The sequence below is a fragment of the Streptomyces olivochromogenes genome (genome assembly GCF_021538895.1).
In the GTDB taxonomy this organism is placed as follows: domain Bacteria; phylum Actinomycetota; class Actinomycetes; order Streptomycetales; family Streptomycetaceae; genus Streptomyces; species Streptomyces olivochromogenes_A.
Window position 1 is genome coordinate 1 of record NZ_JADDRL010000105.1, and the last position, 23,380, is coordinate 23,380.

The 23,380-nt window shown below is 71.3% G+C and carries 17 protein-coding genes, 3 tRNA genes and 2 pseudogenes; 16 read left to right on the plus strand and 6 right to left on the minus strand.

Going from position 1 to position 23,380, the window contains the following annotated elements; genetic code table 11:
* The coding region (locus tag IPZ69_RS36250) for a S1C family serine protease (protein ID WP_235458950.1) at nt 1-1,183 on the plus strand (1,183 nt) is incomplete at its 5' end.
* A gap of 153 nt (nt 1,184-1,336) precedes the next feature.
* A tRNA-Ser gene (locus tag IPZ69_RS36255) sits at nt 1,337-1,426 on the plus strand.
* A gap of 137 nt (nt 1,427-1,563) precedes the next feature.
* On the opposite strand, the gene IPZ69_RS36260 is transcribed toward IPZ69_RS36255, so the two are convergent.
* Nucleotides 1,564-2,172 (minus strand): DJ-1/PfpI family protein, encoded by a 609-nt coding sequence (locus tag IPZ69_RS36260; protein WP_235458951.1) that lies wholly within the window; start codon nt 2,170-2,172, stop codon nt 1,564-1,566.
* Nucleotides 2,173-2,541: 369 nt separating this feature from the next.
* On the opposite strand from IPZ69_RS36260, the gene IPZ69_RS36265 reads away from it, so the two are divergent.
* The gene (locus IPZ69_RS36265; protein ID WP_235458952.1) at nt 2,542-3,312 is read left to right on the plus strand and encodes a hypothetical protein; all 771 of its coding nucleotides are present in this window, start codon (nt 2,542-2,544) and stop codon (nt 3,310-3,312) included.
* A gap of 241 nt (nt 3,313-3,553) precedes the next feature.
* Here the strand turns inward: IPZ69_RS36265 and IPZ69_RS36270 are convergent, their stop codons facing one another.
* A complete protein-coding gene (locus IPZ69_RS36270) occupies nt 3,554-4,420 on the minus strand; it encodes a bifunctional DNA primase/polymerase (protein ID WP_235458953.1) in 867 nt (288 codons plus the stop codon).
* Between the two features lie 366 nt (nt 4,421-4,786).
* Between IPZ69_RS36270 and IPZ69_RS36275 the strand changes: the two genes are divergently transcribed.
* From IPZ69_RS36275 to IPZ69_RS36315, 8 genes are all read left to right on the plus strand, one after another.
* On the plus strand, nt 4,787-5,098 hold the full coding sequence (locus IPZ69_RS36275; RefSeq protein WP_235458954.1) for a hypothetical protein: 312 nt from the start codon (nt 4,787-4,789) through the stop codon (nt 5,096-5,098).
* 277 nt (nt 5,099-5,375) lie between these two features.
* Nucleotides 5,376-6,593, plus strand: coding sequence for an acyl-CoA dehydrogenase family protein (locus IPZ69_RS36280; protein WP_235458955.1), 1,218 nt, complete (start codon nt 5,376-5,378; stop codon nt 6,591-6,593).
* 803 nt (nt 6,594-7,396) lie between these two features.
* Entirely contained in the window at nt 7,397-8,362 is a 966-nt protein-coding gene (locus IPZ69_RS36290; RefSeq protein ID WP_235458973.1) for a bifunctional MaoC family dehydratase N-terminal/OB-fold nucleic acid binding domain-containing protein, read from the plus strand.
* Between the two features lies 1 nt (nt 8,363).
* On the plus strand, nt 8,364-9,407 hold the full coding sequence (locus tag IPZ69_RS36295) for an acyl-CoA dehydrogenase family protein (protein ID WP_235458956.1): 1,044 nt from the start codon (nt 8,364-8,366) through the stop codon (nt 9,405-9,407).
* A 21-nt stretch (nt 9,408-9,428) separates the two neighbouring features.
* The gene (locus tag IPZ69_RS36300) at nt 9,429-9,824 is read left to right on the plus strand and encodes a MaoC family dehydratase (RefSeq protein WP_235458974.1); all 396 of its coding nucleotides are present in this window, start codon (nt 9,429-9,431) and stop codon (nt 9,822-9,824) included.
* Entirely contained in the window at nt 9,821-10,987 is a 1,167-nt protein-coding gene (locus tag IPZ69_RS36305; protein ID WP_235458957.1) for a lipid-transfer protein, read from the plus strand. Before IPZ69_RS36300 ends, IPZ69_RS36305 begins: the two co-directional genes overlap by 4 nt.
* Before the next feature lie 146 nt (nt 10,988-11,133).
* Nucleotides 11,134-11,721: a SigE family RNA polymerase sigma factor gene (locus IPZ69_RS36310; protein WP_235458958.1), complete on the plus strand. Its 588-nt coding sequence runs from the start codon at nt 11,134-11,136 to the stop codon at nt 11,719-11,721.
* An 80-nt stretch (nt 11,722-11,801) separates the two neighbouring features.
* Entirely contained in the window at nt 11,802-13,478 is a 1,677-nt protein-coding gene (locus IPZ69_RS36315; protein WP_235458959.1) for a long-chain fatty acid--CoA ligase, read from the plus strand.
* Between the two features lie 242 nt (nt 13,479-13,720).
* Here IPZ69_RS36315 and IPZ69_RS36320 read toward each other — a convergent pair whose 3' ends face one another.
* On the minus strand, nt 13,721-18,076 hold the full coding sequence (locus tag IPZ69_RS36320; protein ID WP_235458960.1) for a PAS domain-containing protein: 4,356 nt from the start codon (nt 18,074-18,076) through the stop codon (nt 13,721-13,723).
* A 265-nt stretch (nt 18,077-18,341) separates the two neighbouring features.
* Nucleotides 18,342-18,860 (minus strand): SSI family serine proteinase inhibitor, encoded by a 519-nt coding sequence (locus IPZ69_RS36325; RefSeq protein ID WP_235458961.1) that lies wholly within the window; start codon nt 18,858-18,860, stop codon nt 18,342-18,344.
* 172 nt (nt 18,861-19,032) lie between these two features.
* On the opposite strand from IPZ69_RS36325, the gene IPZ69_RS36330 reads away from it, so the two are divergent.
* The 4 genes from IPZ69_RS36330 to IPZ69_RS36345 all read left to right on the plus strand — a co-directional run bounded on the left by IPZ69_RS36330 (nt 19,033) and on the right by IPZ69_RS36345 (nt 21,646).
* Nucleotides 19,033-19,123: transfer RNA gene (locus IPZ69_RS36330), tRNA-Ser, on the plus strand.
* Between the two features lie 228 nt (nt 19,124-19,351).
* Nucleotides 19,352-19,424 (plus strand) — tRNA-Arg (locus IPZ69_RS36335).
* A 401-nt stretch (nt 19,425-19,825) separates the two neighbouring features.
* On the plus strand, nt 19,826-21,247 hold the full coding sequence (locus IPZ69_RS36340; protein WP_235458962.1) for a hypothetical protein: 1,422 nt from the start codon (nt 19,826-19,828) through the stop codon (nt 21,245-21,247).
* 258 nt (nt 21,248-21,505) lie between these two features.
* Complete coding sequence (locus IPZ69_RS36345) at nt 21,506-21,646, plus strand: hypothetical protein (RefSeq protein WP_235458963.1); 141 nt, start codon at nt 21,506-21,508, stop codon at nt 21,644-21,646.
* Between the two features lie 241 nt (nt 21,647-21,887).
* Here IPZ69_RS36345 and IPZ69_RS36350 read toward each other — a convergent pair whose 3' ends face one another.
* Both IPZ69_RS36350 and IPZ69_RS36355 read right to left on the minus strand, forming a co-directional pair.
* A complete protein-coding gene (locus IPZ69_RS36350) occupies nt 21,888-22,370 on the minus strand; it encodes a DUF6924 domain-containing protein (protein WP_235458964.1) in 483 nt (160 codons plus the stop codon).
* Nucleotides 22,371-22,609: 239 nt separating this feature from the next.
* Nucleotides 22,610-22,969, minus strand: a pseudogene (locus IPZ69_RS36355) (NUDIX hydrolase); the annotation flags it as partial.
* A 17-nt stretch (nt 22,970-22,986) separates the two neighbouring features.
* On the opposite strand from IPZ69_RS36355, the pseudogene IPZ69_RS36360 reads away from it, so the two are divergent.
* A pseudogene (locus IPZ69_RS36360) lies at nt 22,987-23,097 on the plus strand (DNA mismatch repair protein MutT); the annotation flags it as partial.
* Between the last annotated feature and the right edge of the window lie 283 nt (nt 23,098-23,380).

The following is a 23,380-nucleotide window of genomic DNA, read 5'->3' on the forward strand; positions in this document are numbered from 1 at the left end:
CGGCGCCGGCGCGGGATCCGGCTGGGGCTCGGGGTACCAGCAGCCCGCGCCGAAGCCCCGCAGCGGGCGCGGCGGGATGGTCGCCGCCATCCTGGTGGCCGCGCTGGTCGCGGGCGGTCTGGGTGGCGGACTCGGCTACACCCTGGCCAAGAACCACGATGAGACCGGCTCCACCACCGTCTCCGCCTCCGACAACGGCGTCTCCCAGATCAAGCGCTCCCCGGGCACCATCGCGGCCGTCGCCGCCAGGGCGCTGCCCAGCACGGTCACCATCGAGGCCGAGTCGACGAACGGCGAGGGCGGCACCGGCACCGGGTTCGTCTTCGACACCCAGGGCCACATCGTCACGAACAACCACGTCGTGGCCGACGCCGTGGACGGCGGCAAGCTCACCGCGACCTTCCCCAGCGGCAAGAAGTTCGACGCCGAGGTCGTCGGACACGCCCAGGGCTACGACGTCGCGGTCATCAAGCTCAAGAACGCCCCCTCCGACCTCAAGCCGCTCGCCCTCGGTGACTCCGACAAGGTGGCCGTGGGGGACGAGACGATCGCCATCGGCGCCCCGTTCGGCCTGTCCAACACGGTGACGACCGGCATCATCAGCGCCAAGAACCGCCCGGTCGCCTCCAGCGACGGCAGCGCCTCCAGCAAGGCCTCCTACATGAGCGCCCTGCAGACCGACGCGTCCATCAACCCGGGCAACTCCGGCGGCCCCCTGCTCGACGCGGGCGGCGCGGTCATCGGCATCAACTCCGCGATCCAGTCCTCCAGCAGCGGCGGTCTGGGCGGCTCCGGCCAGTCCGGCTCGATCGGCCTGGGCTTCGCCATCCCGATCAACCAGGCCAAGTACGTCGCCCAGCAGCTGATCAAGACCGGCAAGCCCGTCTACGCCAAGATCGGCGCGTCCGTCTCCCTGGAGGACACCACCGAGGGCGCGAAGATCACGGACACGGGTGCCAGCGGCTCCGCCGCGGTCGAGACGGGTGGTCCCGCGGAGAAGGCGGGCCTCAAGCCCGGCGACGTCATCACCAAGCTCGACGACCATGTGATCGACTCCGGCCCGACCCTGATCGGCGAGATCTGGACGCACAAGCCGGGCGACACGGTCAAGATCACCTACGAGCGCGGCGGCCAGGAGCACACGGTCGATCTGACCCTGGGCGCCCGGTCGGGCGACAGCTGACGCCCGGCCCGCAGGCCGCGCCCACTGCCTGACTCCCCACCGCCGACACCCCTTTGGCCACGCGGCTCACCGCCCCGTCACAGGATCACCGTCCCGTGCGAGCGCGCCCGCCGGGTACGCTGTACCCGCTCCGCACCACATGGGCGGACGCGGGGTGGGTTGCCCGAGCGGCCTAAGGGAACGGTCTTGAAAACCGTCGTGGCAGCGATGTCACCGTGGGTTCAAATCCCACACCCACCGCCAGAACAACGGCCCCTGACCGGTCAGTCCGGTCAGGGGCCGTTGTGCGCGGTCGAGAAGCGAGGGGGAACCGTGCACGCTCATGCTGGTGTGGATCGCCGGCCGGCTGCTGACTCTGTGGCCAGCCGAGCGGCCGGGTGTCAGTGCAGTGCGGCCTCGCCCGTCCGGACGGCGCGCAGGGCGCGGTCGACGGTCTCGCGGTTCTCGCCGACGGGAGCCACGTAGTCGAGCACGTCGCGCGCGGCGTTCTCTCCCAGCGTGCGGGTGATCACCCAGGTCGCGAGGTACTGGGACGCCAGGCAGCCACCCGCCGTCGCGATGTTCCCCTCGGAGTGGAACGGCGCGTCCAGCACGGTGACGTCGCACGCTTCGACGAAGGGCCTGGTCTTCATGTCCGTGCAGACCGGCATGCCGTTCAGCAGCCCCAGCCGGGCGAGCACCAGCGCGCCGGAGCACTGGGATCCGATGAGCTGTCGCGAGGGGTCGAGCCGGAGCCGGGAGATCAGTTGGTCGTCGGCGACCACGTCCCGTGCCTTCACGCCGCTGCCGATCAGCACGACCTCGGCCTCGGTCACGAACTCCATCGGGCGCTGCCCGGTCACCTCGACGCCGTTCATCGACGTGACCACCGGCGTCGGCGTCGTGATGAAGGCTTCCAGACCGTCCTTGCGGCACCGGTTGATCAGCGCGGCGGCGATGAAGCTGTCGAGCTCGTTGAACCCGTCGAAGGTGACTACGGCTACCTGCATCACCACTCCTTCGCGTAAGGAACCAGACCCGCAGTCTCCCCTGACACGCCGCTTTAGGGCGAGGGCCAATCGGCGGCCGGTGGCATGTCGGCCCGTGGCCTCGGCGAGGTGATCAGAGCCGCGCGGCTTCCGGGATGCCGGAGTGAGTCCCATACGCCGGGTCTTTTCGTCGCCGGCCCTCCGGCATCGGAAGCTCAAAAGATGCTCAGCATTCCGTGATGGCTCTTCCCGGTCGACGGCGGCTCGCTATGCTCATGCCATTGCTCGCCGGAATTGATTTCCGAGAGACCCGACCAGTCTCTTCCGTGGATTCCTTCGGGATTGCCGCGGGGCGGGGTGACAAGTGAATGCAAGGGGGAAGCAGTGAAGGTGAAGTCGATTCTCGGTGCCGGAATCGCGGGCGTTTTCTGTGTGATGTCTCTCGCGGCGGTCGGTGGTACCGCGTCCGCCGCCGAGAATCCCACGTCGACGCCTTCCGCCTACATGGCATGGCTCGCCGGGCAGGAATCGGAGAATCCGGGTGGCGGGGCCGCCGAGACCCTCGGGGAGTTCAAGGCGCTGTCCGAGGCCGACCAGGTCGAGTTCCTGCACATCATCGGTGACCCCGGCCACGTCAAGGACTTCCTGGAGTTCGCGAGCCGGCCCGTGTCCGGGGCGTCGGCGGCGGGCTCCGGCACGAAGGTCCTCAACGGCGGTGACGTGGTTCTCGAAACCGAGAGCGGCGGTGCCGACGGGGAGAGCAGCGCCGAGGGAACGGCCGACGCCTCCGGCCTCCAGGCGTCGTCCGGGTGGCGGGACGGATTCGGCTCGTTCGGTGCCATTCGCGCGGGAGACCGGTCGGCCTGGTACACCAAGACCGACAAGGTCATGGGCGTCAAGGTGAGCCAGGTCAGGATTTCCGTGCTGTTCCACAAGAACAACACGAAGATCGACAAGATTTACAAGGGCGAGGCCGGCCACCGGAACTTCGTGCCGTTCAGCGAATTCTCGAACACCAAGCCCGACACGTGGATCGACGCGCGCGGCCTGGCCCACGCCTCGACCGTATGGACCGCGAAGCTCGAGACGGGCTCCAGCTGGACCGCGAGCGAAGAGGTCTGGTGCAACAAGGCCGGTGGTGGCGGCGGAGCTCTGGTCTAGCGGAAAGCCTTTTCGGCTCCGGGAGGAAATATGTTCGCACATCTCAGCCCCGCAATGTTCCTGGGCCCGCTCGCTGTCATGGGCCTCGTGGTCGCGGTAGCGGTGTGGCTCGTCCGGCGCTGACCAAGCACCGAAAGCGCTGAAAGCACCGAAAGGGTCGATAAAGCTACGAAGGGGTGTCTCTCACGAGGAGACACCCCTTCTCGCGTACGCCGATTTCACGTTCTCGTGTACGTGGGACTCACGGATGGTGCCCCGTCATCCGCGCCGCCGACGCGATCGTCGCGCGGGCCTCGTGTTCGGACAGGCCGGTGTTGCGGGCCGCGTCGACCAGGGGGTCGACGAGCGCCGGACCGATGCCGTTCTCATAGGCCCGGCACGCCGCCCAGAACAGGCGGGTGTTGCGCTGGCCCGGGTGGGCGGCGAGGACGAACTGCACCAGCCCCTGGCCGCGGTCCCCGGTCGCGGACGGCGTGGGCTGGGCCGGGCGCGGTGGTGGCAGGAGCAGGCGCAGCAGGGCGGGCGGACAGACGGCGGGAGCCAGGTGCGCGGTGCCGGGGGCGGTGCCGTAGACGCCGTGATCGGTGCGGGAGCCGGGGCCCACGAGGTAGCCGCCGGCGCCCCGGATGTCGATGCCGGGGGCGAGCCGGCCGGCCGAGTTGGGGACGACGACGTCCGGCGGGCCGCTGAGCCAGAGGTGTCGGCCGCCGCTGGGGGTGAGCACCACGACCGTCTCGGGGATGGTGAACAGGTGCCGCAGCGCCAGTTCGCGCAGGGCGGCCGAGGAGTCCGTACCGGACTTGGTGTCGAGGTCGATGCCGATCAGGTGGTGCGGGGGCAGCCCACAGGCGATGCCGTAGCCGGTGGCCCAGGGGGCCGCGGCGAACAACGCGCGGATGCGCGCCGGGTCGGCCGAGGCGTCGTACACGCCGTGGCCGAAGCGGCCGCACTCGCCGTGACAGGGCGCGGGGTCGGGGTGGTCGCGATGGGGGGAGCGCAGGGCCGGGAGTTTCGTCCGGGACAGGGGGATGACGGCCAGGCCGCGTTCGGCGGCTGACAGCGCGTGTGCGAGGGCCAGCGTCGTGGCCTGCCGGTCTGTGGTGGCCATACCCCCATGTTCGTACGTGCGTTCGAAAAAGGGAAGAGGGGTCGGGGTCGACTCGCCGGGCCCGGCAGGTTGGCCGGAAAGGTGCTGGAACGATTCCTCGCTTGCGGCGCTTGGGGTGGAGATGTCCCTGTCGGCGACGTTGGGGAATGAGATCACCAAAGATGGCGATAGGGGTTTATCGACTTGTCATCACGCTTGAGGGCGAATCACTCCTTCCGAGGTGGTTCACCAGGGATTCGGTGGGCAACTCTGGACTCGCGACGTCGTGCACAACCGCCGGGGTGGTCGGCCAACTTCCCTGGTAGCAGCCTTACTTGACGTGCCTCGGGCCATGTGTCCGGTGGGTACTCGTTCTGGAGGAACAACATGGCAAGCATCCGTACCGCCCGTGTTCTGGCCGCCGTCTCCGCGATCCCGCTCGCAGCCGCACTGTTCACCGGTGTCGCGGCGGCGGACAACGGTGCCTTCGCGGACGACGGATCGAACGCCGGCGTGGCGAGCGTCGTCGGCAGTGGTGTCGGCCACAACAACAGCGGCAACTCGTCCACCACGCAGCAGAACGCGGTCGGCGCCGGTGCCTCGAACCAGAGCAACACCGCCCAGGTCAACGGTTCCGCCTTCACGGGCATCAATCAGGGCAACGAGAACGTCCTCATCCACTTCGTGAACCTCTGGTGAGCCGGGCGGGGCCGGCGCTGCCCTGCGCGGATTGGGGAATCCGTGCGGCCTGTCGGCTCCGAAGTCCCTTCGTGGGGTGCTTTGTGGGGTCGTAACGCGCCTGCGCGGCGGTGCTTCGGTACCGCCGCGCAGGCGTTTTCCCGTGCCCGTTCGTGACCTTGACACTCGACGGTATCTGACGGACAGTCAGAAACCGTCCCTGTGTGCGGAGGGCCGGAGGCGAAGCCGTTCCGGTTCCCACCGTCGTGGTTCCGTTCGAGGTCGGGAGGCCCCCGCCGTGCACCTCGCCCCCACCGAGCGCCAGCAGCGGCTGCGCGCCGAACTCCGGGCGTACTTCCGGGCGTTGATGCCGGACGGCCGACCCGACTTGTCCGACCCGTCCGACCCGTTCGATCCGACCGGCTCGCCCGGTCCGTCCGATCCGTCGGCCCAGCGGACGTTGTTGCGCCGCATCGGCGCCGACGGACTGCTCGGGCTCGGCTGGCCGGTCGAGTACGGCGGTCAGGGCCGGGGCGCCGACGAGCAGTTCGTGTTCTTCGACGAGGCGTACCGCGCGGGCGCCCCCGTCTCGATGGTCACCCTGAACACCGTCGGGCCCACGCTGATGAAGTACGGCAGCGAGCAGCAGAAGAACTTCTTCCTGCCCCGGATCCTGCGCGGGGAGGTCGTCTTCGCGATCGGCTACACCGAGCCGTCCGCCGGCACCGACCTGGCGTCGCTGCGGACCCGGGCCGTGCGCGAGGGCGACGGCTGGCGGATCGACGGGCAGAAGGTGTTCACCTCCGGCGCCCAGCACGCCGACTGGATCTGGCTCGCCTGCCGCACCGACCCCGAGGCGCCCAAGCACCGCGGCATCTCGATCGTAATCGTCCCCACCGACGCGACCGGCTTCTCGTGGACGCCGATCGAGACGGTGGGCGGACAGACGACGACGGCCACCTACTACGACGGGGTCCAGGTGCCCGCCGAGAACCTCGTCGGCGCCGAGCACGAGGGCTGGTCGCTGATCACCAGCCAGCTGAACCACGAGCGGGTCGCCCTCGCCGCCGTCGGCATGCAGGCCGAGGACTTCCACGCGGCCGCGCTCACCGCCGCCCGCACGCCCGATGCGGTGACCGGACGGCGCCGGATCGAGGAGCCGTGGGTGCGGGCGCAGCTGGCCGAGGCGCACGCCCGGCTGGCGGCGACGCGGCTGCTCAACTGGCGCCTGGTGGGCGACGTGGGGGCGGGCCGGCTGGCGCCCGGCGACGCGAGCGGCGTGAAGGTCGCGGGGACCGAGTCGGCCGTGGCGGTGTACCGGATGTGCCAGCACGCGATCGGGACGGACGGGCTGGCGGGGCTGGTGCGTTCGGGATCTCCGGGCGCGTTCGAGGACGGCGAACTGGAACGGCTGAACAGGGCGGCGCAGATCAACACGTTCGGGGGCGGGGTGAGCGAGGTGCAACGGGAGATCGTCGCGACGATGCGGCTCGGATTGACGCGGGGGCGACGGTGAGTGGCGGGCCTGGCGAAGGGGCGGCGGTGAGCGGCGGGTCGGCCGAGGGGGCTGCCGTGACCCGCCCGCCCGACGAGGGCGCGGTCGTAAGCGGCGGGTCGGCCGAGAGGGCGGCGGTGAGTGGTTGGCCTGGCGAGGTGGCGGCGGTGAGTGGCGGGCTTGACGAGGGGGCGGTTGTGCCTGGTGGGTCGGCTGAGGTGGCGGCGGTGAGCGGCGGGTCGGCCGAGAGGGCGGCGGTGCGTGGCGGGCTCGACGAGGCGGCTGCCGTGACCGGCACGCCCGACGAGGGGGCGGTTGTGCCCGGTGGGTCCGCTGAGGTGGCGGCGGTGAGCGGCGACTCGGCCGAGACGGCGGCGGTGGGCGGCGGGCCCGACGAAGGCACTGCTGTGACCGGCACGCCCGACGAGGGGGCGGCCGTGTCCGAGGGGTCGGCCGAGGCGGCGGCGGTGCGCGGTGGTTCAACCGAGGCGACAGCAGGGATCGGCGGGTCCGCCGAGGGGGCTGCCCTGACCGGCACGCCCGACGAGAACCCGTCCGTGTCCGGCGGGTCCGCCGAGGCGGCGGCGGTGAGTGTTCGCCCGACCGTGGCGGCAGCCGGGACCGGCACGCCCAATGAGGCGGTAGCCGGGATCGGCACGCCCGGCGAGGGGGCAGCCGTGACCGGCACGCCCAATGAGGCGGCTGCCGTGACCGGCACGCCCGACGAGAGCCCGTCCGCGTCCGGCAGGTCCGCCAAGGCGGCAGCGGTGAGTGTCCCTGACAAGAACCCGTCCGCGTCCGGCACGCCCGCCAAGGCGCCAGCGGTGAGTGTCCCCGACGAAAGCCCGTCCGCGTCCGGCACGCCCGACGAGTTGGGGGCGCGGCTCACGGCGTACGAAGGGCAGGCCGCCGCTCTCGCCTGTTCCGGTAAGGATCCGGTCAACGTGGCGATGATCCGGCACTGGTGCGAGGCGATGGGGGACACCAACCCGGCGTACGAGGGGCCGGAGGCCGTCGCTCCGCCCACCATGCTTCAGGCGTGGACCATGGGCGGACTGTCCGGACACGAGGGCCGCACCGAGACGTTCGACGACCTGTTCGCCCAGCTCGACGAGGCGGGCTGCACCTCGATCGTCGCCACCGACTGCGAGCAGGAGTACCTGCGGCCGCTGCGGCCGGGGGACGAGGTCACCTTCGACACGGTGATCGAGACGGTGTCGGAGCGGAAGACGACCAAGCTCGGCACGGGGTACTTCATCACGACCCGCACGGACATACGCGTGGGCGCGGACCTGGTGGGCACCCACCGCTTCCGCGTCCTCAAGTACGCCCCGGCGCGCCGCAAGGAGCGGACCCCACGCCCCCGGCGCCCCCGCCCGGTGGTCAACCGGGACAACGCCGGCTTCTGGGAGGGCGTGAGCCGGCAGCAGCTGCTCATTCAGCGCTGCGCGGACTGCGGCACCCTGCGCCACCCCTGGCTGCCCGGCTGCAACGCGTGCGGCTGCCTGGACTGGGACACCGTCGAGGCGAGCGGCGAGGGCACGGTCCACTCTTACGTCGTGATGCACCACCCGCCCTTCCCGGCGTTCGACCCTCCCTACGCGGTCGGCCTGATCGAACTGGCCGAGGGCGTGCGGATGGTGAGCAACGTGGTGGGGGTGCCGTACGACAAGGTGCGCATCGGACTGCCGGTGCGGGTGGAGTTCCGGCGATACGAGGACGGAGCCGAGGGCGCCGACGGGGACGGGCTGGTCCTGCCGGTCTTCCGGGTCACCGAGGGCGAGGGCTGACATGGACTTCACGCCCACCCAGGAACAGGACGAGGCCCGCGCGCTGGCCGCGCGGATCTTCGGCGACCTCGCCACGCCGGAGCGGCTCGCCGGCTGCGGCACCGGCGGTGACCCGGAACTGTGGAAGGCCCTGTGCGGGGCGGGCCTGGTCGCCGCGGTGGAGGAGCTGGGCCTGCTCGGGCTGGTGCTGCTCCTGGAGGAACAGGGCCGCACGACGGCCCAGGTGCCGTACGCGGCCACCTGTGTCCACGGCCTCCTGGCACTCACGGCCCACGGCACCCCGGATCAGCGGGACCGGCTGCTGCCGGGCATCGGCGACGGCTCGGTGGTGGTCAGCGGGGCGCTCCCGGCACAGGGCGGCGTACGCGCCTCCTCCCAAGGCGAGTTGACCGGCACCGTCCCCGTCGTCCCCTGGCTGCGTGAGGCCACGCACGTCCTGGTCGCCGACGACCATCGCCGTCTGTGGCTGGCTCCGCTCGGCGAGGGCACCACGGTCACCCCGGTCGAGCTGACCGCACCCTGGTCGGCGGGCCGCCTCACCCTGGAGGGCGCCCGCGCGGAACGCATCGGCGAGGAACCGGACCCCGACGGCCCCCACGCCTACGCCGACCACCTGGCCACCGCCCGCGTCGCCTTCGCCGGGCTCCAGGCCGGCGTGTGCGCGGGGTCGCTCGCGCGGGCCGTGGCGCATGTGAACGGCCGGGAGCAGTTCGGGCGTCCGCTCGCCACGCGGCAGGCCGTTCAGCTCCGGGCCGCCGACGCCCACCTGGACACCGAGGCGATCCGGGTGACGGCGTACGAGGCGGCCTGGCGGCGGGACGCGGGCCTGCCGTACGCCACGCACGCGCTGACCGCCGCCTGGTGGGCGTCCGAGGCGGGCCGGCGGGTGGTGCACGCGGGTCAGCATCTGCACGGCGGCGCGGGCGCCGACCTCGACCATCCGGTGCACCGGCACTTCCTGTGGGGGCGCCAGCTGGACGCCTATCTCGGCTGCGGAGCCGAAGTGCTCCAGGAACTGGGGGAGTTGATCGCGAATGGGGAGTGAGCCATGGCGGTGACGCCGCAGCTGAGGGCGGGCACGGAGCTGCCGCCGCTGGAGATCCCGGTCACGCGCACGCTGATCGTGGCCGGCGCCATCGCGTCCCGGGACTACCAGGACGTGCACCACGACGCGGAGCTCGCGAGGCGCAGGGGCTCCCCGGACGTGTTCATGAACATCCTGACCACGAACGGCCTGGTCGGCAGGTACATCACGGACCACTTCGGCCCGACCGCGGTGCTCCGCAAGGTCGCCATCCGGCTCGGGGCGCCCAACTACCCCGGCGACACGATGGTGTTGACCGGCAGGATCGAGGAGGTGGACGGCGACACCGCCACGGTCCGGGTGGTCGGGGCCAACGGCATCGGCAAGCACGTGACCGGGACGGTGACGGTCACCGTGCCGACAGGGGGTGCGGGGTGAGCGTACGGACCGGGGACTCGCTCGGCGGACGCGCGGCCGTCGTCGGCATCGGCGCCACGGAGTTCTCCAAGGACTCGGGCCGCAGCGAACTGCGGCTGGCGGTGGAGGCGGTGCGGGCCGCGCTCGACGACGCCGGGCTGACACCGGGCGACGTGGACGGGATGGTGACGTTCACGATGGACACCAGCCCGGAGATCACGGTGGCCCAGGCCTGCGGCATCGGGGAGCTGTCCTTCTTCTCCCGGATCCACTACGGCGGCGGCGCGGCCTGCGCGACCGTCCAGCAGGCGGCCCTCGCGGTGGCGACGGGCGTGGCCGAGGTGGTGGTCTGCTACCGGGCGTTCAACGAGCGGTCGGGACGCAGGTTCGGCTCGGGCGTGCAGCACCGGGAGCCGTCGGCGGAGGGCGCGGCGCTCGGCTGGGTGCTGCCGTTCGGACTGCTCACGCCGGCGTCCTGGGTGGCCATGGCGGCGCAGCGCTATCTGCACACGTACGGCCTGGGACCGGAGGCGTTCGGGCAGGTGGCCGTCGTGGACCGCAAGTACGCGGCGACCAATCCGGCGGCCTACTTCCACGGCCGCCCGATCACGCTCGCCGACCACGCGGCTTCGCGCTGGATCGTCGAACCGCTGCGGCTCCTCGACTGCTGCCAGGAGACGGACGGCGGACAGGCCCTGGTCGTCACCTCGGTGGAGCGGGCCCGCGACCTGCCACACCCGCCCGCCGTGATCGCGGCCGCCGCGCAGGGGGCCGGCCGCGCCCAGGAGCAGATGACCAGCTTCTACCGCGACGACCTGAGCGGGCTGCCGGAGATGGGCGTGGTGGCCCGCCAGCTGTGGCGCACCTCGGGGCTGGCCCCGGCCGACATCGACGTGGGCATCCTCTACGACCACTTCACCCCGTTCGTCCTGATGCAGTTGGAGGAGTTCGGGTTCTGCGGCAGGGGGGAGGCGGCGGACTTCGTGGCCGAGGAGCGGCTGCCGCTGAACACGCACGGGGGACAGCTGGGGGAGGCGTATCTGCACGGGGTGAACGGGATCGCGGAAGGCGTGCGGCAGGTGCGGGGCACGGCGGTGAACCAGGTGCCCGGGGCGGGCCGGGTCCTGGTGACGGCGGGGACGGGGGTGCCGACGTCGGGGCTGGTTCTTGCGACGGAGGGCTGAGTCCTCAGGGTTGAACCCGTAGGGGGTGCTCTCCCCCGTCCACCTTCAGGAGGTGTAGCCGGCCCCATTCCTACAACCTGAGGCGGACTCTGCTTCGGGACCTGCGGCCGATCCGCCGAAGCGGGCCCCGCTCATAGCGTGGAGCCATGACCACACCCGTCTGCACCAGCGCTTCGAACGTCGCCACCCCGCAGACCCTCCCTCAGCCTCGACTCCGTTCGACGGGGGGGACCTGCACGTACCCGTCGTTCTCCTCGTACGTCCGGGCCCGTCAGCCGGTGCTGCTGCGTACCGCCCGGTCGCTGACCGCGAACCCGAGCGACGCGGAGGACCTGCTGCAGACCGCGCTCACCAAGACGTACGTGGCCTGGGAGCGGATCGAGGACCACCGGGCGCTCGACGGCTATGTGCGCCGGGCCCTGCTGAACACGCGGACCTCGCAGTGGCGCAAGCGCAAGGTCGACGAGTTCGTGTGCGACGAACTGCCCGAGCCGGAGCCCGTGCCCGGCGGGGACGACCCGGCGGAGCGCCAGGCGCTGCACGACGCGATGTGGCGGGCGATCACGAGACTTCCCGCGCGGCAGCGGGCGATGGTCGTGCTGCGGTACTACGAGGATCTGAGCGAGGCTCAGACGGCCGAGGTGCTCGGGGTGTCCGTGGGGACCGTGAAGTCGGCGGTGTCGCGGGCGCTCGGCAAGCTGCGCGAGGATCCCGAACTCGGACTGGTGATGTAGCGAAGGGAACCTGCCTCCCCTAGTGACATACCGAGCGGTATGTGCGCAGAATCAGCGCAGCCCTTACTACCGCGTAGGCAGTGCCGCCCCGGGAGGACTCCGTGCTGAGCACCATGCAGGACGTACCGCTGACCGTCACCCGCATCCTTGTGCACGGTGTGCTGGTTCACGGACAGTCCCAGATCACCACCTGGACCGGGGAGGGCGAGCCCCAGCGGCGCAGCTTCGCCGAGGCGGGCGCCCGCGCGGTGCGGCTCGCGAACGCCCTGCGCGACGACCTCGGCATCCGGGGCGACGACCGGGTCGCCACCCTGATGTGGAACAACGCCGAGCACGTCGAGGCGTACTTCGCGATCCCCTCCATGGGCGCGGTGCTGCACACCCTCAACCTCCGGCTGCCCGCCGAGCAGCTGGCCTGGATCGTCAACCACGCCGCCGACCGCGTGATCATCGTCAACGGCTCGCTGATCCCCCTGCTCGCCCCGCTGCTGCCCAGCCTGAAGACGGTCGAGCACATCGTCGTCTCCGGCCCCGGCGACCGCGCCCCGCTGGCCGGTGCCACGGCCCGGGTGCACGAGTACGAGGAGCTGATCGCGGACAAGCCGACGACGTTCGACTGGCCGGAGATCGACGAACGCCAGGCCGCCGCCATGTGCTACACCTCCGGCACCACCGGCGACCCCAAGGGCGTGGTCTACAGCCACCGTTCGATCTACCTGCACTCCATGCAGGTCAACATGACCGAGTCGATGGGCCTGACCGACCAGGACACCTCGCTCGTCGTGGTGCCTCAGTTCCACGTCAACGCCTGGGGCCTGCCGCACGCCACCTTCATGACCGGCGTCAACATGCTGATGCCGGACCGCTTCCTGCAGCCGGCCCCGCTCGCCGAGATGATCGAGAGCGAGAGGCCGACCCACGCGGCCGCCGTCCCCACCATCTGGCAGGGCCTGCTCGCCGAGCTCAACGCCAAGCCCCGGGACGTCTCCTCGCTCACCCAGGTCACCATCGGCGGCTCGGCCTGCCCGCCCTCCCTCATGAAGGCCTTCGACGAGCTCGGCATGCGGGTCTGCCACGCCTGGGGCATGACGGAGACCTCCCCGCTGGGCACGGTGGCCCGCCCGCCGGCCCACGCGATCGGCACCGAGGACGAGTTCGCCTACCGCCTCACCCAGGGCCGCTTCCCGGCCGGCGTCGAGGCCCGCCTCACCGGCCCCGGCGGCGAGCGCCTGCCCTGGGACGGCGAGTCCGCCGGCGAGCTGGAGGTGCGCGGCCCGTGGATCGCGGGCGCCTACTACAACGGCCCCGACGCCGAACCGCTGCGTCCCGCCGACAAGTTCAGCGAGGACGGCTGGCTGAAGACGGGCGACGTCGGCGTCATCAGCCCCGACGGCTTCCTCACCCTCACCGACCGGGCCAAGGACGTCATCAAGTCCGGCGGCGAGTGGATCTCCTCGGTGGACCTGGAGAACGCCCTGATGTCCCACCCGGACGTCGCCGAGGCCGCCGTGGTCGCCGTGCCCGACGACAAGTGGGGCGAGCGCCCGCTGGCCACGGTCGTCCTGAGGGAGGGCTCCAGCACCGACTTCGCGACCCTGCGCACCTTCCTCGCCGAGGAGGCGAAGATCGCCAAGTGGCAGCTCCCGGAGCGCTGGACGGTCATCGAGGCGGTGCCGAAGACGAGCGTGGGCAAGTTCGACAAGAAGGTGCTGCGCAGGCGGTACGCGGAGGGGGAGCTGGACGTCACCCGCCTCTGAGCGACACGGCCTCACGCCGGGTGAGGTGCTCCACGGCACCCCGCCCGGCGCGGCCCGCGTCACCCCCGTACCGGCACCGACGTGGTCGCCCACACCGGCGCCGGGACCACTGCCCGAAGAAGGCCGCCGCGCTCGCGGGCACCGAGGACTCCGACCGCGCACGCCTGCGGGCCTGGGTCAAGGAGGCGGCCCGCCGCCCTATCGCCCCGAAGCCGGCCGCCTGATCATCGGTCGGCCGGGGCCTAGTTGGTGCCGACCCTGGCCAGCAGGTCCACGATCCGGCCCTGTACCTCGGGGCTCGTGGAGCGCTCGGCCAGGAACAGCACCGTCTCGCCGGAGGCCAGCCGCGGCAGGTCCGCCTGGTCGACGGCCGCCGTGTAGACGACGAGCGGGGTGCGGTTGAGCTGCCCGTTCGCCCGCAGCCAGTCGATGATCCCGGCCTGCCGACGGTGCACCTGCATCAGGTCCATCACGACCAGGTTCGGCCTGAGCTGCCCGGCCAGCGTCACCGCGTCGGCGTCGCTCGCTGCCCGCGCGACCTGCATCCCGCGCCGCTCCAGCGTCGAGGTCAGCGCCAGCGCGATCTCCGCGTGCTCCTCGATGAGCAGCACGCGCGGCGGGTGCTGCTCGCTGTCCCGCGGGGCGAGCGCCTTCAGCAGGACGGCGGGATCGGCGCCGTACGCCGCCTCCCGCGTCGCCTGTCCGAGCCCGGCCGTGACCAGCACCGGCACCTCCGCCGCCACGGCGGCCTGCCGCAGCGACTGGAGCGCGGTACGGGTGATCGGCCCGGTCAGCGGGTCCACGAACAACGCGGCCGGGAACGCCGCGATCTGCGCGTCGACCTCCTCGCGCGAGTGCACGATGACCGGCCGGTAGCCGCGGTCGCTGAGCGCCTGCTGGGTCGTGACGTCCGGGGCGGGCCACACCAGCAGCCGCCGCGGGTTGTCCAGCGGCTCCGGCGGCAGCTCGTCGTCCATCGGCTGCGGGCGCGGGGTGTCCGCGATCTCGATCGCGCCGCCCGGCCCGTCCAGCGGCTCGGGACCCTCGGCGGCGTTCTCGTCCGGGGCGCCTATGGCGTACGACCGTCCGGGGCCCTCAAGGGCCGGGGCCGGCCGGGACTGTCCGGCCGCCGACGGCTGCGCGGCCGACTGCTCGGTCGGCGGGTGCGGGCGGGCCGCCTGCTCCGGGCGCTGCTCGGTGCGCGCGGCCGGGTCGGGCGGCGTGCCCAGCTTGCGGCGGCGGCCGGAACCGCTCGACGCATGCGGGGGCGGGGTGGCCGTCGGCTGCTGGACCTGCAGCGCCTGCCTGCTGAACGGCACGCCCTGGCCCAGCGTCCGCACGCTGATCGCCCGCCCCTGCGTCGAGTTGGGGTCGACGGGCGCGGCGGCCGCGGCCGCCGCCTCGGCGGGCAGCGGCTGGGCAGCGCGCGACTGCGCGGCGGGGTGCTCCGGCGGCAGCGGGGTGCCGGCGCCGGCGGTGTCGTGCGCGTTCGGGGTGGGAGCCGGCTGGGCCACGGGGGCCTGACCGGGGGCGTTCTGCTGGGCCGGGACCCCTTGGGGCGGGGTCGCCGGACCGGCCTGCGCCGGGACCGCCTGGCCGGGGGTGACCGGAACGCCGACCGCCTCCGCGGGGAGCGGCTGGGCGGCCGGGAGCTGACCCGGGGCGGGCTGTCCGGCGTTCTGCCCGGCGTCCTGGCCGGGAAGAGCGGGGGCGACGAGCGCCTGCGGCGGCACCGGCTGTGCCGGAGCCAACTGCGCCTGAGCCATCTGCGCGGGGACCGGCTGGCCGGGCGCCATCTGCACGCCCTGACCCACGGTGCCCTGCGCGGGCACGGGAGCACTCGGCAGTGCCTGCGGGGCGGGGGCCGCCGGTGCCACGAGGCCGGGCTGGACCGGCATACCGGCCTGCCCCGCCGGAGCGGCCTGCACCGGCACCCCCTGGGCGGGCGTGCCCTGTGCCGCAACGGCCTGCCCGGCGGTCTCCTGCGCGGGCACTCCCTGTGCGGGCGTGCCGGACACCTCCGCCGGCTGGGCCACGGCCCGTCGGCGGCGGCCCGTCGGCGCGCTGGTGGGGTGCGGCTGCGGCGGGGTGTGGTCCTCGGCCTGGTGGTGCGCCACGGCATCGTGCCGGCCGTCGTCGACCTGGGAACCACCCGGAAGCGCGATCGGCACACCGTCTGCGGGCACCTGAGCCCGCACCGGAACCTGTCCGGACCCCTGCCCGTCCACGACCTGGGCACCGGCACTGCCGGCACCGGCCTCGGGCGAGCGATCCGCCTCCGCGGGCGGCAGCGCGAAGACCGTGCGGGCCCCCGCCTCCTGCGCGGCGGCACGCTCCTGCGCGGCGGCCAGGGCGCGTCGACGGCGCCCGGTCGGCTGCGCGTCGTCGGCCGCGGGGGCCTCGACGGCCTCGTCCGCGGGCGCGGCGGAACCGACCGCGGGCGCCGCGGGCAGCGCGGGCGGCAGCGCCTGGCGTTCGCCGTTGTCGCGCCGGGCACGCCGCCCGGTCGGTGCGGGCACGCCCTGCGGCGGTACGGTCCCGCCGAGCCCCGAGCCGACGGCGGCGGTCCCCGCCGCGTGCTCGGCCGCGGTCAGCACGGCACCCTCGGACACACTCTCGTCGCCTGTGGCGTCCTCGGCCGGCCGGCCGCGTCGCCGTCCCGTGCCGCCGCTGGAGCCCTCGCCGCTCTCGATGGCCACGGGCGCCGGGCCCTCGGCCGCACGCCCCCGGCGCCGTCCGGTCGGTACGGGCGCCTCCGCCTCGGCACCGCCGGACTCGCCGGGGACCTCGCTCTCCAGGAAGGCGTCCACGGAGGACCGCCGGGCCCGCCGCCGTCCGCCACCGGAGGTCTGGTCGGCCGGGGCACTCTCGTCGGGACCGCCCTCGTCGACGGCCGGGGCCGCGTCGACCGCGGGGGCCGGGGCGGCGACGGCTCCCGCGCCACCGCCCAGCGGCACCTCCAGCACGTACGCGCTGCCGCTCATGCCCGGCACCTCGTGCGTCTGCAGCACACCGCCGTGCGCCCGCACGATCCCCCGGACGATCGGCTCGTGCACCGGGTCTCCCCCGGCGTACGGACCGCGCACCTCGATGCGGACGACCTCGCCGCGCTGCGCCGCCGCGACGACGACCGTGTTGTCCATATAACCGCCCGCCGACACGGGCGCGTTGCCGGTGGCGTCGACCCCGGCCACGTCCGCGACGAGATGCGCGAGCGCGGTCGCGAGCCGCTGCGGGTCGACCTCGGCCTCGATGGGCGGCGCGTGCACGGCGAACTGCACGCGTCCCGGCCCGATGAGGTCGACGGCCCCGTCGACACCGGCGGCGACGACGGCGTCGAGCATCACCTTCGTACGGGTGATGTCCTCGGTGCCCGCGTCCAGCCGCTGGTAGCCGAGCACGTTGTCGATGAGCTGGGTGATGCGCGAGTAGCCGGCCGAGAGGTGGTGGAGCACCTGGTTGGCCTCGGGCCACAGCTGGCCGGCGTCGTCGGCGGCCAGGGCGGCCAGCTCGCGGCGCAGCTCGTCGAGGGGCCCGCGCAGGGAGCGGGCCAGCAGGGTGAGCAGCTGCTCGTGCCGGCCGGACAAGGCCTCGTAGCGGTCCTTCTCCCGTTCGCCGAGCGCGGCGTACCGGTCCTCGCCGGCCGCCAGCTCCTCCGTGTGCCGCTCGCGCAGCTCCTCCAGCTCGGTGACGTGCTGCTGGCGCAGCGCGGTGAGGTCGGCGGCGTGCTCCTCGGAGAGCCGCCCCAGCTCCTGCGCGTGCCGCTGCTCGGCCGCGTCCTTCTCGTCGGTGAGGCTGTCGTACGGCCGCCGGTCGGTGAAGGTCATCACGGCGCCGACCAGCTGGTCGCCGTCGCGCACGGGCGCCGTCGTCAGGTCGACCGGCACCTTCTGGTCGCCCTTGGACCACATCACCTGCCCGCGCACCCGGTGCTTGCGTCCGGAGCGCAGGGTGTCGGCGAGGGGCGACTCCCCGTACGGGAAGGGCGAGCCGTCGGGGCGGGAGTGCAGGAAGAGGGTGTGCAGCTCCTTGCCGCCGAGCTCGCCGGCCCGGTACCCCATTATCTGGGCGGCCGCCGGGTTGACGAGCACGATCCGGCCGTCGGTGTCGGTGCCGACGACACCCTCCGAGGCGGCCCGCAGGATCATCTCGGTCTGCCGCTGCGAGCGCGCGAGCTCGGCCTCGGTGTCCACGGTGCCGGACAGGTCGCGTACGACGAGCATCAGCAGCTCGTCGCCGGTGTAGCCGTAACCGTCGTACGCCTGCTGTCCGTTCTCCAGGTTCGCACTGGTGACCTCGACGGGGAACTCGCTCCCGTCCGTCCGTCGGGCGATCATCCGAGTCGGCTTGGTCCGCCCGTGCGGGTCCATGGAGTCGGGCCGCCGCATGGAGCCCGGGATCAGCTTGGAGTCGAACTGCGGCAGCAGATCGAGCAGGCCCCGCCCCACCAACGCAGTACCCGGCGCCTCGAAGGCCTCCAGGGCGATCGTGTTGGCGTTGACCACGGTTCCGTTCGCGTTGACCAGCACCAACGCGTCGGGAAGCGCGTCGAGTATGGCTGCGAGGCGAGCAGCGCCTCGGGATGGCCTGCTGCTCACGAGACGCTTCCTCCCTGTTACCGCACCTTGCCGACCGCTCGGGCCATCTTGCCAACCGGCCCGCGACGTGTCACGCGAGGGAGTCTAAGGGCAGCGGTTGCGCTCGGGATGCCGGATGAGAGGGAGGTCGCACGTGGAAGTGACGGTGAACGTGTGACCGCCTGCTCAGGCTTCGCGAGACCTTCGCGGGACTTTTACGGGACCGGGGATTCCGCCATGAAACACCTGTGCGGCAACCCGGCGAGCCGAGCCGATCACGGGAGGGCTAGGTCCCCAGGCCGGGCAGCAGCGGCACCATCCGGTCCCACCGCCCGATCTCGCACCCGTTGCTGCGGTCGAACGAGGCGTCGACCGGGCGTCCGGCCCACGTTCCGGTGACATGGGCGGTGGCCGGGCCGCCGTACAGCATGGTGCAGACGCTGCCCGGCGCCACCGGCGCGAAGGGCTCCCGGCCCCAGCGGGTGTTCCGGTCCACGGCCCGGCAGGCGTCATCCACGTCCGGGTGACTGCCGGCGCCCGGGTGACAGGACAGCTCGTACGTCCCGTCCCGCCCGGCACCCGCGTGCCGGACGGTGACGGTCAGACGGTCGCCGGACCCGACCGCCCGGTCCTCGTCCCGGACGGGCGGAGGCGCGGCGACGGGCCGGGGCACGGAGACGGAGGCGGCGGGCGCGGCGGAGGCGGCGGAATCGGTGGCGGCGGTCGCGGGGACGGCGGCGACGGCGGACACCGAGGCGAAGGCGGCGGCGGACGCCACGACGGCTCGCGAGAAGACCAGCAACATGCCCTGCCCAACGCCCGCGGACGCCGGACGTTGCGCCCCCGCCCCGCCGATGACAAGGGCTTTGCCCTGCGACCCGAGTGCCTAGTACCGTGGGGGGCGATTGGTGACAGCACGCTCGACTGTGTCATCATCTGCACGCACCCACTCACGCGCTCGCGTGGAGGGTTGTGCTGGAGGCGTCGCCTAGTCCGGTCTATGGCGCCGCACTGCTAATGCGGTTTGGGCCTTAAAGCCCATCGAGGGTTCAAATCCCTCCGCCTCCGCACCTGATCACCGAAGCCCCGGTCCACAAGGATCGGGGCTTCGGTGCTTCCCGATCTCTCCCCGATCGCCGCGCGACCTCGCCAGAACCCTCTGATGAGTCATTTCCGCAGGTCACAAGGGATGTGCCAAACGGATTTCACATGACGGCGGCAGTCATGTAATGTTCTTCCTGTCGCCGCGAGCGGGCCGGAAGGGCCGGGAGCGGGGACAAAATAAGAGAAAAGCAAGCACTCGTAGCTTAACGGATAGAGCATCTGACTACGGATCAGAAGGTTGCAGGTTCGAATCCTGCCGAGTGCGCAGCACGCCAAAGGCCCTGTGGAGAGATCCACAGGGCCTTTGGCTTTTGCTTTGACGGCAGTGTTTGACGGCAACCACCTGAGTGGGCGGGTGCGGGGTGGATCAGACCGCTGCAAGGACGCCCGCCGCGCCGTCGTCATCATCGGGATCGTTGATCATGCGAGTGTCGGCGCCCTGCTCCTGGAGTACGGACGCGCACATATGGCGCAGGTCACGGAAGCAAACCTCATGGACTCCCACGCGGGCACACAGCGCCTGGGAGCCGAACGGAGTCTCATTGAGTCTTCAACCTGGACCGCGCACGGCTGCTAATCCCCACCTTTGCTTGATCGTTCGAAGACCATCCACCGGGGGGAGATGGCACTTCGCCTCATCGCCCCATGAATCCAGAGGGACTGAGGATGAGGATCGACAAGACGGTGATGCCGGTGCTGCTGGCGGGTGCGCTCCTGGGCACCCTGTCGGGCTGCGGATCTGACGGCGGCGCCACTGGCGGCGACAGTGCGCACGGGGGCGGCACTGGGGGTACGAGCGGCGTCCCGTTGAAGAGCAAGATCGCTGCTCCGGCCGCCTTCGACAGTGCCAAGGGCTGGGAGGCCGAGGCCGACTGGCTTCCCCAGGGGCAGCCCTTGCCCTATGCGGTTTCGGGGAAGGGTGATTTGGTCGCGTACCTCGACAAGACCGAGCAGGGCTATGTCCTGAACGTCCGAGTGGCGTCGTCCGGCAAGGTGCTGTCCACGAGCAAGCCGTGGAAAGGCCCCAAGCTCACCGAGGATCAGAGCGACGAGCAGTCCGGCGATCTGGCCGTCCCGCAGATCGCTCTGATCCCTGGCACGAAGCGCGACTACTTCGCGGTGTGGGCGCGTGGCCAGGCGCGCAAAGATGCGCTCCACGAGTACAAGGAGGTCATCTCCGTGGCCTTCTACCCGGCCGACGCCTCCGGGAAGGACCTGTCCCCGGTCGGCGCGGGGAACGCCGAGGCGCCGGACGGCGAGTTCGACCGGCCCAGTGTCTTCCCCGGACCCGCGGGCCTGGTCGTCACCTCGTACGGCGGCGACAGCATCCTGTTGTCTCCCGACGGCAAGGTCACCGACACCAGCGACGCGAGGGTCACGCTCAACGGGAAGGCCGTCGACCCCGACTATCTGATGTCGTTCCAGGGCCCGGAGGGGCTCGTGACCAACGGTGACGAAGGCGCCGGGGGTGACGGCGGCTTCGGTGCCGACGGTGGTTGGCAGAGCACGAAGGCGGCTCCGCCCGGCGTCGAAGCCGTCCGCAGGGAGGAGAACGTGGGCTTCGGCATGGAGGAGACACCGAACGGCCGCATCGTCGGTGCCGCCGGCAACTACGTGATCGCCAACTGGATCAAGGGGGCGGGCGGCATCTCCGCTGTCCACGACATCGCGACCGGCGCCGTCAAGGCCACCGCCCCGTGCCGGACCGAGCAGACCGAGTACGACGCGGATGTTCCGAGCCCGAAGAACCTCGCGGAGGTGCAGCCGGCCCTGTCTCCCAACGGCCGCTACCTGGTCAAGGGCGGCAACGTCTTCGACCTGGAGACGGGCAGGGGCACGTGCACGGACAGCGGTGAGGGCGCCAAGAAGATCACCCTCGAGGCTGTCGGCGACGACGGTACCGCCTACGGCGAGGCCGGCGAGGACATGCCGAGGACTCCGGTCTCCATATCCGTCACAACGGGCGCCGCCAAGCCCCTGCCGGAAGCGACCAGCACCCCGAACGCCATTACCAAGGGCGCGGGTGTGTTCGTCACGTACGCCGGCACGGACAGCATGCACCTGATCGTTCTTGACCTGAAGAGCTGAAGAGGCAGGTTGACCAGGTGGGAGAACGGCAATCCTGGCGGCAACGACGGCACACGCAGACCGGTGATCACGGGCGGCGTCGAAGGACTGCCAGGGGCCGTTCGGCTTGGACTTCTGTACCGGCGTTCTGGACAGAATAGATTTGAACGTGTTCAAATAATTGTCGTGCGGGAGGCGGCGCAGAAGTTCCCGCCGGTATTGCGGCGGGTACCGCGGGGAGGAACTGTGGGGTCGGGGGCAGGCATCATTGTCTTGGCGGTGTTCTTCTTCTACGTGCTCCTCATGGCGCCGTTCTGCATCCTTGTCGGTTCGAGAACGTCCTCGGGCATGGGCTGGCTCATGTCAGTTCCCTTGATTGCCTTGCCCCTCGCCTTGTTGGTCGGCTTCCTGGTTCCCTGAGTTGCTGGAGTTCCGGTCACCTGCCTGCTCGACGGTCATCCGGGTGCCAGTACGCCTGGATTGCGGGGCATCGAGGCGGGACGGCTGACCTCGCGATGATCGGCTTGGCTGCCCAGTGACGGCGACAGGGCGCGTCCGCTGAGGGCTGTCCGGCGCATGACGCATCCCCCCAGTCAAGGCCAGTCGGCTAAGGGGACAGTTCGTGAGTCGATGTCTGTTTTTCCGGATGCAGCTGAACGCTTCAGTTGGCAAATCCTCGGAAGACGCCCTCGGGATCGTTCCTGGCCGCGTCCGCGAAATCGCCGAAGTCCAGGTTGGCGATCATCAGGTTCGCGTTCATCTCGTGGATCCCGTACGGCACCACGCGGAACGCGCCGCCGTACGCCTCGAACTCCTCGTCGCTTTCGCACTGCTCCCTGGTCAGCAGCGACAGCGCCAGCAATGTGACGGGGGTCTCCCGCATCGAGACGCGGTCGGCAAGGTAGACAACGCCGTGGTGCTCTTTATGCGCGGACGCCTCGGAGAGAGCCTGAGCAGGTGTGATTCCCGTCCACCGTGGGTCGTCGACGACATGGATATACGGCTCGAAGTCGTCGTCCTCGCCCCAGGTCATCATCAGCGCCGCTTTCACGGCCGACCACGCTTGCTCATCGTCATAGTCGGTCCTGATGATCAGCGCGGCATCCTTGTCACGCCCCGTCGGCCACTCAATACGGTCACTCATGCCGCTCTCCCCACCCCATCCACGCAGGTCACTGCCCCACGCATTCGGCATGCACGCTACGCGAGGTCACTGACACACCTGTGAGTGCTTCAGTTGGTGGGGCCCGCTAGCTCAAGTGCCCGGTCCCCTGGAATTCGGCGGGGCAGGGCTGCTGGTCGCGGTGCTTAGTTCCTCCCGCGCCGTCGGCGCCACCACGTTGTCCGGCAGGGCGTCCCAGTCGACGCCACCACCGACGGGCCTTATCTGCACCCGGGCGCAGACCTCACCAGGAAGTGACGGATCCGAAGCTGCTGCGTGTGGTGCATCGGCAGTCGATCAATCTCCTCTGGCTGGACGAATCGCAGCTCCGTGGACTCGTCCGAGATCGCGAGTCGGCCGCCGACCACACGGGCGGTGAAGCAGATGTTGAACTGTCTGCGTACCTCGCCGTCCGAGTAGGCAATGATGTGGCGAGGGTCGGTGTACGTGCCCACGAGCCCGGTGATCTCTACGTCCAGACCCGTTTCCTCCTTCACCTCGCGGACGGCAGTTCCCGGGAGCGAGTCGGTCATCTCCATACCGCCACCGGGGAGCGCCCAAAGATCGTTACCGCGACGCCGGTCCGAAAAGGGTGAGCATGGCACGGACCGAGTACTACGACGACCCAGCGGCACCTGAGCCGAACAGCTGGGTGGTCGCTGCGTCGGCCGTGGTTACCGACGACGAAGGGCGCATGCTCCTTCAGCGCTGACGGGACCGTGACGACGCCGATACGTCCACTGGCTGTGTCCTTCGCCAGTTCACCGATGCATGGTCTGGTCTGCTGGTTGCTCGCCATGGGCACGAGCATCCTGCCGTCCAACAGGACGTCGGAATCCGTGAGCAGCCCTATCTCGGCTGACCTGGTGGATCGCGGTGACGGCAACCCTGCCGGCAACGACGTCACACAGAGGCCGTTGAACACGACCACCAGTCCGGAGGAGGGCCGAGCGCCCGCACAACACGCTGCTCGATCCCAAGTATCAGCCAGC

Excerpts from the sequence above, each read along its gene's own strand:
- IPZ69_RS36260 (WP_235458951.1), bottom strand. The coding sequence starts at position 2,172 with ATGCAGGTAGCCGTAGTCACCTTCGACGGGTTCAACGAGCTCGACAGC.
- IPZ69_RS36270 (WP_235458953.1), bottom strand. The coding sequence starts at position 4,420 with ATGGCCACCACAGACCGGCAGGCCACGACGCTGGCCCTCGCACACGCG.
- IPZ69_RS36275 (WP_235458954.1), top strand. The coding sequence starts at position 4,787 with ATGGCAAGCATCCGTACCGCCCGTGTTCTGGCCGCCGTCTCCGCGATC.
- IPZ69_RS36295 (WP_235458956.1), top strand. The coding sequence starts at position 8,364 with ATGGACTTCACGCCCACCCAGGAACAGGACGAGGCCCGCGCGCTGGCC.
- IPZ69_RS36310 (WP_235458958.1), top strand. The coding sequence starts at position 11,134 with ATGACCACACCCGTCTGCACCAGCGCTTCGAACGTCGCCACCCCGCAG.
- IPZ69_RS36325 (WP_235458961.1), bottom strand. The coding sequence starts at position 18,860 with ATGTTGCTGGTCTTCTCGCGAGCCGTCGTGGCGTCCGCCGCCGCCTTC.
- IPZ69_RS36340 (WP_235458962.1), top strand. The coding sequence starts at position 19,826 with ATGAGGATCGACAAGACGGTGATGCCGGTGCTGCTGGCGGGTGCGCTC.
- IPZ69_RS36350 (WP_235458964.1), bottom strand. The coding sequence starts at position 22,370 with ATGAGTGACCGTATTGAGTGGCCGACGGGGCGTGACAAGGATGCCGCG.